This is a genomic window from Streptomyces minutiscleroticus, from assembly GCF_014650875.1.
GTDB classification, from domain to species: domain Bacteria; phylum Actinomycetota; class Actinomycetes; order Streptomycetales; family Streptomycetaceae; genus Streptomyces; species Streptomyces minutiscleroticus.
The window spans coordinates 23388-34808 of the sequence record NZ_BMVU01000060.1 but is presented as its reverse complement, the minus strand read 5'-3'; the positions used below and the strand labels follow the sequence as shown (position 1 = coordinate 34808).

The following is an 11421-nucleotide window of genomic DNA, read 5'->3' as shown; positions in this document are numbered from 1 at the left end:
CGACATCAGCCACGGTGACCTGGTCCGCAACAACCCCGACCAGACCATGACCGTCGACCCCTGCAACCTGCAGTTCCTCTACCAGGGCAAGTCCCCCGCCGCGGGCGGCGAGTACAACCGACTGCCGTGGCGGCCGGGTGTCCTCACCCTGCGGCGCTGACCCGCCCGGTCCGCGGTGAGCGCGATGGGGTGCGGTCCGCCGACGCGTGGACGAGCGATTCACGGCGTGGGCCGTCCCACTGGCTTGCCGACACTCACCGCCCCGAGGAACCCCGGCCGTGCGGCGGCCGGGGCTCCTCTCACCTCCGGTGCCATGGCCGCGGCCCAGCCCGCCTCCGGAAAGACCGAGGCGCGTGGGACCCCACCACGGCATGTCCGCTACCGGACGCGCCGCACCGGCCCGTCTCGCCCGCACCGCGGCGCTCCGGATCACCCACCGCGCCCCCGGCGAGGGCATCGACTTCGTCGACACCGCGGACGTGTACTGGGCCGACGCCACGGATCAGATCGTTGACAAGGCGGGAGGTGACGGATCCAGGAGAACTTGAGGGCCCAGTGGGAGGGGCGACGGTCACGCCCCTGGTGGACACTGTTGGCGCATTCGGCGGCGGCCTTCACGTGATGGTGTGGTGGCGGGATGACGGCCGGAGCGGCGTGGAGGCGCGAGCGTGAGGTGATCGAGGTGTCATCGCGTCCACGTCTGCCGGGTGAGGTTCCGGCTCAGACCGCCGAGGTGGCCCGACCGGCTTTCCCGAAGGGCTGTTGTCTGTGCATGCGGATCGTCCGGGACGTAGGCGTCTGGAGGACCTTGTTCCTGCTGGACCGCCGTCACGAGGGTCCCCTCGAGGAGGTCTCGCAGCTGGGAACGGGCGGTGATGCCCAGCTTGGGGAAGCTGCGATAGAGGTGCGAGCTGACCGTGCGCGGGGAGAGGAAGAGCTTCTCGCCGATCTCACGGTTGGTCAGCCCGCGGGCGGCGAGCCGGACGATCTGCTGCTGTTGCGGGGACAGCTCGGCGAGCGCGTCCGGGGCCGGATCCGTGACGGCGAGGCCGGCGGCGCGCGATTCGGCCCGGGCCCGCTCGATCCACGGGCGCGCGCCCAGGCGACGGAAGATCTCCAGGGCCTCGGTGAGCGGCCCACGCGCCTCCGCGATGCGCCGGCGGCGCCGCAGCCACTCGGCGAGGTCGAGCAGGGTCTGTGCGCGTTCGAAGGGCCAGTACTCCAGTACCGGATCCGCCAGAGCCGCCCGGAAGTGCGGTTCGGCCTCCCTGGGGTCCGTCAGCAGGCCCCGGGCTCGGCTGATCAGCGCGCGCAGACGAGGTGAGGCGTGGCCCGCCAGCGCGGCCGCCGAGCGCTCGACGATCGCGGCAGCCTCCTCGTGGCGGCCGCAGCGCACAGCGGCGGCGGCCAGATCCGCGAGGGCCGGGTAGGAGGCGTGATAGTGCACGGGCGTGCCGTCTGCCGCGAAGACCATGCGGAGTTGGCCGTACGCGGTCTCGTAGGCGCCTTCCGCGACTGCCGCGGCACCGAGCGCGCGATGGGCGTAGACGCCGACCGAGCGGCTTTCCAGCGGATCGATCAGAGTGAGCGCCTCCTCGGCCCGGGTCCGGGCCGTGGACGGATCGCCCTGGAGGGCCAGCAGGGTGGCGTCCACCGCGGCCGCGCAGGCCACGGCGTGGTCGAGGCCGGCCACCCGGCCGACGGCGGTGGTGCGGGCGCAGGCCTCACGGGCCTGTTCCCACCGTCCTCGCTCCGTATAGGCCCAGGCGACCGCGCCGCCCAGTCCCTCGGGCAGGGCTCCCTGCACTTGCCAGCGGTCGAAGGCCTCGTCGAAGGCGCGGACGGCCTGTGGGGTCTCGTCCAGGAGCCACGCCATGATCCCGACGGCGGTGAGCCGCTCCGGCCGGTCCTGCGCCTCGGCGACCAGCTTCGGTAACAGGGCGAGGAGTTGGTCCCGGTCGTCGAAGGGGTCCGACACGGCCCTCACCCAGGTGCGCAGGTCCGCGTGCGGGGCGTTCGCGGGCAGGCGCCGCAGGATGTCCTGGATGCGGTGGCGCTGGGTGTCCTCTCCGGAGTAGAAGCGGACCACGGCGGCGCCGGCCACGAGGTCCAGCGCGGCTGCGGGCTGGGAGACCGTCAACTCCTCGGCCGCGCCGGCCAGCCGGGAGAAGACGACGGGGTGGCGCACGGTGAGGACCGCCAGCCGTCCGGCCTGCACGGCGGCGGAGGCCAGCAGGGTTGCGTCATCCGTGCGCGTGCGTGCCGCGGCGACCAGTTCCTCGACCCAGGCGATGTCTCCGGTGAACACGGCCGCCGCGGCGGCTCCGACCAGCAGCCGGGCACTGTCCTCGCGCCGCGGTGCGAGTTCCGCGGCACGCTGCAGGGCCTGAGCCGCCGCTGCATGACCGCCGCGGCGGCGGGCCCGTCCGGCGCTCCGCTCCAGCTCCGCCGACACGGCCGCGTCCGGGTGCGGGCAGGCGGCTGCACGATGCCAGGCACTCCGGTCCGGTTCGTCCCGCAGCATCTCGGCGAGCGCGAGGTGCGCCTCGCGCCGGGCGCCCGGGGAGGCGGCGTGATACACGGCGGACCGGACCAGTGGGTGGCGGAACCGGACGTCGTGGCCGGTCCGCCGGACCAGTGCGGCCCGTTCGGCGGGCGGCCAGATCTCGTCCCCGGCGTGCGGCAGTCCGGCCGGGACCGCGATCGCGGAGTCGGCGCTGTCCATGGCGGCCAGGAGCAGCAGAGCCCGCGTGGTGGCGGCGGGGAGGCCGTTCAGACGGGCGGCGAAGATCCGCTCCAGGTGCTCGGCGAGCGGAAGCGGACCTGCGGACGGCGACCCCACGGCCGTGTCCGGTGCCGATGCCGCCCTCGCCAGTTCCACCAGCGCCAGCGGGTTGCCGCCTGCCTGGTCGAGGATCCGGGACCTGGTGCGGCCGGTGGGGCTCTTCGGCTGCAGGTCCAGCAACTGATCGGCCGCAGCGCTGTCGAGCGGTCCCAGGGTCAGCGTCGGCACATGACGGTCGAATCCCGGAAGGTGATCGCCGCCACGGGCCCCGATCAGCATCGTGACCGGTTCCCCTTCCAGCCGTCTGGCAGCGAAGGACAGCGCGTCCAGGGAAGCACGGTCGCACCACTGCGCGTCGTCCAGCACCACGAGCACCGGATGGCGGTCGCCCAGTCCTGACAACAGGCTCAGCACGGCGATCCCGACCAGCATGAGATCGGGTCCCGACGTGGCCGGCCCCTTGCCGAAGGCGTCCTGCAGCGCGGCGCGCTGCCTCCCCGGCAGTCCGTCCACCTCGGCCGGTACCGGCCGCAGCAACTGATGCAAGGCGGAGAACGCCAGGCTCGACTCCGACTCGCTCCCTGCGGCACGCAGTACGCGAGCACCGCCGGCCTCGGCCCGGCGCACCGCGTGCCCCAGCAGCGTGCTCTTGCCCGTGCCCACATCACCGACGACCAGCATCAGCACCGGGTCGGCCGACACCGAGTCCACCACACGGAAGAGGCGTGCCAATTCCGCGTCCCGGCCGACGACCGGCTCCCCCCGGTCCGGCTCCGGCTCCGGTCCCATGACCGCACCGCGGCCGCCTGTGTGCTCGTCCACGGAGTCTCCCGGAATTGCGGCTCTCGAGCGGAGTCGCCTTGCTCTGGCCCATCCAGGCTACAAGCGGCCGGGTCCGGCGCCCGGCCGTGCGCACAGGTGCAGTCACGTTACGGATACCGCGCGCGCCGAGGCCGCTCGTACGGTCTCAGTACTACCTCCTCATGCCACAGGACACCCCATGGAACAGATCACGCTCGGCAACGTCACCATCACCCGGGTATGGGAGTACTTCGGTTCCGTCGACATGACACCCGACACCTTCTTCCCCGAAAATCCGAAGGAAGTGTGGAACGACGGCGCCTCCTGGCTGACCCCGCATTTCCTCGATTCCGAGACCAACACCGTCAATTCCGCGATCCAGACCTGGCTGCTGCGCAGCGGAGGCAGGACCATCCTCGTCGACACCGGCGTGGGCAACCACAAGGACCGCCCGTACTCGCCGGTCTGGAGCCGCCTCGAAACAGCCTTCCTGGCCAACCTCGCGCGGGCCGGCGTCCAGCCCGAGGACGTGGACGTCGTGATCAACACACATCTCCACGTCGATCACGTCGGCTGGAACACGTATCTGGACGGCCGCCAGTGGGTCCCCACTTTTCCCAACGCCACCTATCTGATGCCGAAGGACGACTTCGACTTCTGGAACCCCGGGAACGGTCACGAGCCACTGTTCGGCCGCGGCAACCAGAACGTCTTCGAGGACAGCGTGGCCCCGGTGCACCGGGCCGGCCAGACGCTGCTGTGGGAGAACAGCCACCGGATCGACGCCGACCTCCGCCTGGACGCGGCTCCCGGACACACCCCCGGCTCCTCCGTGCTGACCCTCGCCTCCGGGACGGACCGCGCGGTGTTCGTCGGGGACATGCTGCACAGTCCCGTGCAGATCCTCGACCCCGACTCCAACAGCTGCTTCTGCGAGGACCCCGTGGGCGCCCGCGCCACCCGCCGCAAGGTGCTGGGCTGGGCGGCCGACAACAACGCACTCGTGATCCCCGCGCATCTGGGCGGCCACGGCGCCGCCGAAGTGGCACGCGAGGGAGACACGTTCGCCATCAAGGGTTGGGCCCCCTTCGCCCCGTACACCGAGCAGGTCTGAGTCCTGCGGAAAGACACGAGACACGAGAGACGAGGCCCGAGACATGAGCCACAGGACACGACACACGAGCCACCACCCCGACCCCGTCGTGACCACGGCGCAGGGAGCCGTCCGCGGCCTGCGCCAGGGCGACACGGTCCTCTACCTCAACATTCCCTACGCCGCCCCGCCTCGCGGCGCAGGCCGGTTCGCGCCGCCCCGGCCGCACGAGCCGTGGGACGGCGTACGGGACGCCACCGTGCCGGGACCCAACGCGCCGCAGTCCGAGCGCAGGCTCGGCAGCGTCGACATGTCCCCCTACTTCGGCACCGGCTGGAGCCGCGGCGAGGACTACCTCACGGTCAGTGTCTGGACGCCTGAAGTCGGCGGCGGCCTGCCCGTCATGGTGTTCGTCCACGGCGGCGGATTCGTCGCCGGATCCACGCGGTCCGCGCTGTACGACGGCTCCGCCTTCGCCCGCGACGGCGTCGTCCTCGTCACCCTCAACTACCGGCTCGGCATCACCGGGTTCCTCGACATCCCCGGGGCGCCCGCCAACCGAGGACTGCTCGACGTCGTCGCCGCGCTGCGCTGGGTACGGGAGAACATCGCCGCCTTCGGCGGTGACCCGGACAACGTCACCCTCTTCGGCCAGTCGGCCGGGGCGACCATCGTCGGCGGCGTCCTCGCCACCCCGGAAGCCGCAGGCCTGTTCCGCCGGGCGATCGTCCAGAGCGGCAGCGGCCTGGGGGCGTTCACCACCGAGCAGGCCGCCCGCGTCACCGGGGCAGCAGCCGGGGCCCTGGGCATCGAGCCCCGGGCCGACGCTTTCGCGGACATCTCCGACGACCGCCTGGTCGAGGCCGCCTCCCGGCTCGCGGGCATCGACCTGCGCACCGGCACGCACCACGACCCGCTGATCGGACTCAGCCCCTTCAGCCTGGTCCTCGACACACAGCCCGCCGATTCCGTCGCCACCGGCCTCAGCAGCGACATCGACCTGCTCATCGGTACCAACACCGAAGAGGGCAACCTCTATCTGGTCCCGGTGGGCAAGTACGCCACCTCGACCCCCGGTGACGTCGACGATGCGGCGGCACGCTCGCACCCGGAACCGGCGCGACTCGTCGAGACGTACCGGAAGGCACGCCCCGAGGCGTCCTTCGGCGAGCTGCGCTCCGCCATCATGGGCGACGCGCTGTTCGGCGCCGGCAGCTGGGCCCTGGCCGGCGCACATGCCGCCCACCCGGAATCCGCGACGTACGCCTACGAGTTCGCCTGGCGCTCCCGGGCCCTGGACGGGGAACTCGGCGCCACCCACGCGGTCGAGCTGCCTTTCGTCTTCGACGTCGCCCGTCTTCCGCAGCTCCACGGATCCGCCGCCCTGCTCGGCCCTGACGCGCCCCCCGCGGATCTCGCCGCCCGTACGCACGAGACATGGGCCCGGTTCGCCAGGACCGGCGACCCCGGCTGGGACCCGTACGCCGACGAGCGACGGGCAACGATGCGCATCGACGCCGAGTGGACCCGGGTCGACGACCCCCGCAGCCAGGAACGACAGGCTTGGCGCCGACCTGCCGGCCACCGTTCCCAGGGACACACCATACCGGCGTAGAAGAAGTCGGCGACGAGCTGCGCCGCGGCCTCCGTGAGGGACGGCGAGCGTTGCGGCACGTCTCAGGGGCGGCGAGGTTCGCCGCAGGCAGTCCAGATGAGGCGGCGAGCGAGCTCAACGGTGCGCTGGGCGGGGCCTTGGGGACCGAGGACGGTGGCGGTGACGTAGACGCCATTGAGGACGAGGAGTAGATCGTCGGCGAGCTGCTCGGGGTCGGGAGCGCAGGCGTCGGCTGCCAAGTCACGCATCCATCGGCGGACCCGCTGCTCGTGGGTGACTGCGACACGGTTTGCGGGGTGCTGCGGGTCGGGGAACTCGGTATGGGTGTTGAGCATGGGGCAACCGCGGAAGGTGGGGAGTTCTGTCTCCTCGATGACGGTCGTGAAGATTGACAGGAGCTTCTCGCGCGGGTCGTCGGCCTGGTCGGCGGCCTTGCGCATACGCGCGAACCAGGCGTCGGCGCGGTCCTGTGTGTAGGCGCTGGCCAGAGCGTCTTTGGTGGGGAACTGCCGATAGACGGTGGCGTTGCCGACTCCGCTCTCTTTGACCACCCGGTCCATGCCGACGGCGCGGATGCCGTGCTGGTAGTACAGGCCGCTCGCCACGGCCAGGACGTGGCGCCGGTTCTCCTCAGCTGTTCTGCGAGCCATGATGTGCTCCTTCTGCTTGTCGTGCGTGAAGTCGACGCGGCGAGCGACGGGCCCTGCGCGAGCGTGCCGGCCTCGATCCCAGCTTGACAGACGGATCGTTCCGTCACAAACTCCGTGACGGAACGATCCGTCACATGAATCGAGACGTGGGGCACCTGGTCCCCACGTGAGTGACACCCATGTCACCGGCAGACGCGCCGGATGGCCACAGTGGCCCAGGGATCGTCTGCTTCGCCTGTCCCGTAAGCCGACCGCAGCCAAGGATCAAGTCCGATGAACCAGCCCAGCCTTCTCTCCGCAACCTCAGCCGGCCTGCCCCCCTCGCGCACCCTGGTTGTCGTCGCCCATCCCGACCTGGCTTCCTCCCGCATCACCGCCCGCCTGGCCGAGGCCGTGAGCGACCTCCCGCACGTCACCGTCCACAAGATCAGCCCCGCTTGCCCCGACGGCCGCTTCGACATCGCCCGTGAGCAGCAACTGCTGCGCGACCACGACCGGATCGTGTGGCAGTTCCCCTGGTACTGGTACTCCGTCCCCGCAGTGCTCAAGGCGTGGATCGACCAGGTCCTCACCCACGGCTTCGCCTACGGCGGCAGCGGCTTTGCACTACGCGGCAAGACCCTTCAGGTGGTCACCTCCACGGGCGGGCCCGAAGACTCGTACGCTGCCGGCGATCCCACCTCCCGTTTCACGATGGCCCAACTGCTGGCACCTCTCGACGCCACCGCCCGCCTGGTCGGCATGCGCCTTGCCGAGCCGCTGGTTCTGCACGGAGCCCGTACCGTCTCCGACAAGGACCTTGCTGTGCACGCCAAGCGCTACCGCGAACTTCTCGGCTCCACCGGAAGTGTCTGATCGACGGCCCTCGTCCCTGAGCCCAGGAGCGGTACCGACAGATCGTCCAATGGAAGTCGCCCCCGAAACCGGGGGGATATTTCAGCGCGCCGGCATCCTCGCTCCCTACCAGGGCCATCTGCACCGGCGCTGGAACGAGGGCGAACACAACATCGCGGGCCTGTTCCGGGAGGTGGCCGCCCGCGGCTTCACCGGCAGCGGGGGCACGGTCCGCCTCTATGTGTCCACACACCGAAAGGCCCTGGACGCGAGGCTGCCGCCACCCGCACCCGCACCGGCACGCAGCGTGTTCGAGGTCTGTCGCCTGTCGACGAGCCGGCCGGAGCGCCTGGGCGAGGACCAGCGCACCTTCGTGAAGCAACTCCGCAACCGCTGCCCGGAACCAGCCACCCTCCACGACCGCATCCACTCCTTCGCGACCGTCTTCGCCACAAAGCGCACCAGCCTGCTCGACCGCTGGATCACCCAGGTCAGGACGGACGGGATTCCGCAGTCGGCCAGTTACGCGAACGGACTGCGCGACGACATCGACGCGGTGCGAGCCGGCGCGGCCCTGCCGCACGGTTCAGGCGTGGCGGAAGGCCGGATCACCGATCTGAAGCTCATCGAACGCCAGCTGGCAGGCAAGGCCGGCATCCCACTGCTGCGCAAGCGCGTCATCCTCGGCGCCCACTCCCGCCGCACCAGGCGACAGCCCATCGATGACGACCTCTGGACGATCACCGGCTACGAAAATCCTGTATGAGCCAGGAGCTGCACCCGTCGCGCTTCGGCACAACTGAGCGCTTCGGCTGGCGAAGCTCGCCAACCGAAGCGCTCGGCGCGGGACGTGTCCGCTACCGTCTCGGTCCTGCTGCGGCGTACAGCACGGTGCCGGTCGCCAGCAGGGCCCACGCGGTCGCGGCGGACGCCGTCGTGGCGGGGTAAATGATCATCCAGCCGCTCACCTCTCCCGCGATGCCGGGCGGAACCGGGACGAGGAGGGTGAACGAGAGCCAGCCGATCGGCAGGGTCCAGGCGAACGGTGCTCCGCCGAGCACCGCCCCGAGCGCGGCCAGGCCGGCCAAGCCCGCGCTGTCGCGGACCACGAGCGCGGCCGGGGCGAGCTCGGCTCCCGCCGCCTGGACCGCCAGCAGCGCCGCCCCGGCGACCGCGCCGGCCAGCAGCACGTGCGCCGCCCGTCGGGGCACCCACCGGATCGCGGCCGTGCGATCCAGCGCGACGTCCCGCCCACCGAGCCCGACGGAAGCGGCTGCGACGTTCGCGGTCAGGATCAGGACCGCGATCCCCAGGTTCATCGGGCCCGCGCCGTCCTGGTTGAAGGCCCACGCCACCAGCGTGACGAGCGCGACCGCCGCGGCCGAGGCGGGCACCTGTCGTGAACGGGCGTACAGGATCAGCCACCTCATTGCGACGCCCTCCCCGCCAACACCGAAAGCTCGTCGTTCCCCGTGCAGGAGAGGGCGGCGGCGCGCACCTCGGCGATCCGCGAGCGTTGCTCGGCCGGTGACAGCGCCATCAGCCGCTGCCAGGCGGCGTCGGCGTCCGCCCATGTACGCTGCGAGTACACGTAGGAGTCCGGGCTCTGCAGCGGTGTGAACCGGTGATCGCCCAGGGCCCAGCTCGCGGCGATGCTCTGCACGGGGATGTCGATCTGCCCCCCGCCCTCCCAGACGGTGCGCGGTGCGCAGTTCGGTGCCAGGCCCTGGGCGACCAGGAGGCGGGTCAGTTCCGCCCCTGTCGCATGGGCGATCAGCGGGTCGTCGAAGTCGACCAGCACCGTGTCGCCGAAGAGTCGGCGTTCGTCGCCGAGCGCGCGCGGCTCGGTTTCCTCCCGCACCGAGTTCGGTGCCTTGTCGCCCAGGGCGTCGTGCAGCACGCGCAGCGCGTCCTTGCCGCGCGACGCGAGTTCGGGCAGGTGCGAGCGGTTCGCCTGCGTCACGCACACCGGCCCGTCGCAGACCAGGGTGGCGGCGGCCTTGTCGATGACGTAGGTGTTGCGCGGAGTGGCCGGGAGGATCAGCAGGGCCAGGGCTGCGCCCGCCAGGACGGGGGCCACCGCGAGCAGCCGGGCCCGGAGGGTCGCGGCCGACAGCAGTGCGAAACCGGTGGCGAGCAGGCCGAGCAGCCAGAGCGTCTGGCCGAGGTGCACAGAGCCGGACAGGGTCAGCAGCATCTCCCGCGGCTCCGCAGTCACCGGGAACAGCAGGGCGAGCCGGTTCGGCGCGACGCTCGACGGCAGTGCCTCCTCATTGCTCTGTCGCAGGAAGAGGGCCGTCAGCAAGAGGAACACTGTCAGGGCCGGCGGGGTGAGCGCAGAGGGCACGGCCCGCGCGAGGCCCATGCCGAACACGGCCCCCGCGACGAGGGACAGCGCCGCCACCAGCGAGATCGGCAGCCAGCCGAGACTCGTGTAGGCGGTGGCGCCGAGGGCCACCTGGACTCCGCCCACGAGGACCAGGAGGCCGAAGCCGGACGCCAGCACGAGTGCCGTTGCGCCGGCCGGCAGCGCCGCACGGCGCCAGGTCGGCAGCGGTGTGGTCGTCAGCAGTTCGGTCATCCGCGAGCGGGAGTCGCGCAGCCCGTACACCGCCCCCAGGCCCACCACGAGCGGCCACCAGAAGCTCAGCAGGTACCGGGTCCACAGGGCCATGGAGGTCCACTGGGCCGTCCATCCCGCGTCACCCTGCCACCAGAGCCCGTCGATCAGCAGGAGGACCGCCAGGCTGCCTGCCAGGACGACGACGCCGGGCCACGGGGCGATGGAGCGCTTCAGCTCGATGCGCACGACACGTGCGTTCACCAGGTGCCTCCCGGCTGCTCGGAGTCCTGGAGCAGCGCCGAGTAGCCGCGCTCCAGGGGGCTGCCGCCCGGATGTTCGGGGCTGCCCGCCGCGGCCATCTCGTCCGGCGTGCCCTGGAAGACAAGGCGGCCCTCGGCGAAGAGCACCACGTCGGAGCAGGCGGCCGCGACGTCCTCGACCAGATGGGTGGAGACGACCACACACGTGTCGCGGCCCAGTTCCTGCAACAGCTCGCGGAAGCGCAACCGCTGCGCCGGGTCCAGGCCGACTGTCGGCTCGTCCAACAGCAGCACCGCGGGATCATTGACGATGGCTTGAGCGATGCCGGCCCGCCGCACCATGCCGCCGGACAGGGTCTTCATCCGATGGTCGGCGCGGTCCGCCAGACCCACGCGTTCCACGGCCCGCTGGACGGCCGCGGGGACGGCCGCCTTCGGAACCTCCTTCAACCAGGCCATGTACTCGACGAACTCACGCACCGTGAAGCGCTTGTAGTAGCCGAACTCCTGCGGCAGGTAGCCGATCCGGCGGCGCAGGGCCCGGTGGTCAGCCATCGCGCCCACGCGGGTGCCGAGCATCTCCAGGTCGCCCTCGGTGGGGCGCAGCACGGTGGCCAGCGTCCGGATCAGGGTGGTCTTTCCCGCTCCGTTGGGTCCCAGGAGGCCGTGGGTGCCGATGCCCAGGCAGAGGTCGAGCCCGTCGACGGCCATCTTCTTGCGTCCGACGCGTACTCTCAGGCCGCTGGCCCGGATCTCCCAGGCGTAGGTTTTCGGCGCGGTGTCGGCCGCGTTCGTGGTGAGCATCGTGCGGTGGTTCCTT

At 71.4% G+C, this 11421-nt stretch carries 11 protein-coding genes; 6 read left to right on the top strand and 5 right to left on the bottom strand.

The annotated features are described in order from the left end of the window. On the top strand, positions 1-160 hold a 160-nt coding region (locus IE271_RS34240; protein ID WP_268256253.1), incomplete at its 5' end, for a non-reducing end alpha-L-arabinofuranosidase family hydrolase. Positions 161-371: 211 nt separating this feature from the next. Continuing rightward, the gene (locus tag IE271_RS34235) at positions 372-548 is read left to right on the top strand and encodes a hypothetical protein (protein WP_190194378.1); all 177 of its coding nucleotides are present in this window, start codon (positions 372-374) and stop codon (positions 546-548) included. A 137-nt stretch (positions 549-685) separates the two neighbouring features. Here IE271_RS34235 and IE271_RS34230 read toward each other — a convergent pair whose 3' ends face one another. Beyond that, complete coding sequence (locus IE271_RS34230) at positions 686-3607, bottom strand: helix-turn-helix transcriptional regulator (protein ID WP_190194377.1); 2922 nt, start codon at positions 3605-3607, stop codon at positions 686-688. Between the two features lie 178 nt (positions 3608-3785). Here IE271_RS34230 and IE271_RS34225 point away from each other — a divergent pair, with 178 nt between their 5' ends. Continuing rightward, a complete protein-coding gene (locus tag IE271_RS34225) occupies positions 3786-4700 on the top strand; it encodes an MBL fold metallo-hydrolase (protein WP_190194376.1) in 915 nt (304 codons plus the stop codon). A gap of 43 nt (positions 4701-4743) precedes the next feature. Further along, a complete protein-coding gene (locus IE271_RS34220; RefSeq protein ID WP_190194375.1) occupies positions 4744-6294 on the top strand; it encodes a carboxylesterase/lipase family protein in 1551 nt (516 codons plus the stop codon). Between the two features lie 62 nt (positions 6295-6356). Here the strand turns inward: IE271_RS34220 and IE271_RS34215 are convergent, their stop codons facing one another. Then, positions 6357-6944 (bottom strand): TetR/AcrR family transcriptional regulator, encoded by a 588-nt coding sequence (locus tag IE271_RS34215; RefSeq protein ID WP_190194374.1) that lies wholly within the window; start codon positions 6942-6944, stop codon positions 6357-6359. 273 nt (positions 6945-7217) lie between these two features. Between IE271_RS34215 and IE271_RS34210 the strand changes: the two genes are divergently transcribed. Continuing rightward, positions 7218-7799, top strand: coding sequence for an NAD(P)H-dependent oxidoreductase (locus IE271_RS34210; protein WP_190194373.1), 582 nt, complete (start codon positions 7218-7220; stop codon positions 7797-7799). A 49-nt stretch (positions 7800-7848) separates the two neighbouring features. Further along, positions 7849-8544 carry a transposase gene (locus IE271_RS34205; RefSeq protein WP_190194372.1) on the top strand — a complete coding sequence of 232 codons (696 nt, stop codon included), beginning with the start codon at positions 7849-7851 and terminating at the stop codon, positions 8542-8544. A gap of 91 nt (positions 8545-8635) precedes the next feature. Here IE271_RS34205 and IE271_RS34200 read toward each other — a convergent pair whose 3' ends face one another. Genes IE271_RS34200 through IE271_RS34190 form a run of 3 tightly spaced genes read right to left on the bottom strand, consistent with a single transcriptional unit; the run spans position 8636 to position 11405 of the window. Further along, the gene (locus IE271_RS34200; protein WP_190194371.1) at positions 8636-9208 is read right to left on the bottom strand and encodes a hypothetical protein; all 573 of its coding nucleotides are present in this window, start codon (positions 9206-9208) and stop codon (positions 8636-8638) included. Next, positions 9205-10602 carry a hypothetical protein gene (locus tag IE271_RS34195; protein WP_190194370.1) on the bottom strand — a complete coding sequence of 466 codons (1398 nt, stop codon included), beginning with the start codon at positions 10600-10602 and terminating at the stop codon, positions 9205-9207. Before IE271_RS34195 ends, IE271_RS34200 begins: the two co-directional genes overlap by 4 nt. Then, positions 10599-11405 carry an ABC transporter ATP-binding protein gene (locus IE271_RS34190; protein ID WP_190194369.1) on the bottom strand — a complete coding sequence of 269 codons (807 nt, stop codon included), beginning with the start codon at positions 11403-11405 and terminating at the stop codon, positions 10599-10601. The genes IE271_RS34195 and IE271_RS34190 overlap by 4 nt, the downstream gene beginning before the upstream one ends. Positions 11406-11421: the final 16 nt, after the last annotated feature.

Bases quoted from the DNA above. Each gene is read 5' to 3' on its own strand.
- IE271_RS34235 (WP_190194378.1), top strand. From the start codon at position 372: ATGTCCGCTACCGGACGCGCCGCACCGGCCCGTCTCGCCCGCACCGCG.
- IE271_RS34225 (WP_190194376.1), top strand. From the start codon at position 3,786: ATGGAACAGATCACGCTCGGCAACGTCACCATCACCCGGGTATGGGAG.
- IE271_RS34220 (WP_190194375.1), top strand. From the start codon at position 4,744: ATGAGCCACAGGACACGACACACGAGCCACCACCCCGACCCCGTCGTG.
- IE271_RS34215 (WP_190194374.1), bottom strand. From the start codon at position 6,944: ATGGCTCGCAGAACAGCTGAGGAGAACCGGCGCCACGTCCTGGCCGTG.
- IE271_RS34210 (WP_190194373.1), top strand. From the start codon at position 7,218: ATGAACCAGCCCAGCCTTCTCTCCGCAACCTCAGCCGGCCTGCCCCCC.
- IE271_RS34205 (WP_190194372.1), top strand. From the start codon at position 7,849: ATGGAAGTCGCCCCCGAAACCGGGGGGATATTTCAGCGCGCCGGCATC.
- IE271_RS34200 (WP_190194371.1), bottom strand. From the start codon at position 9,208: ATGAGGTGGCTGATCCTGTACGCCCGTTCACGACAGGTGCCCGCCTCG.
- IE271_RS34190 (WP_190194369.1), bottom strand. From the start codon at position 11,405: ATGCTCACCACGAACGCGGCCGACACCGCGCCGAAAACCTACGCCTGG.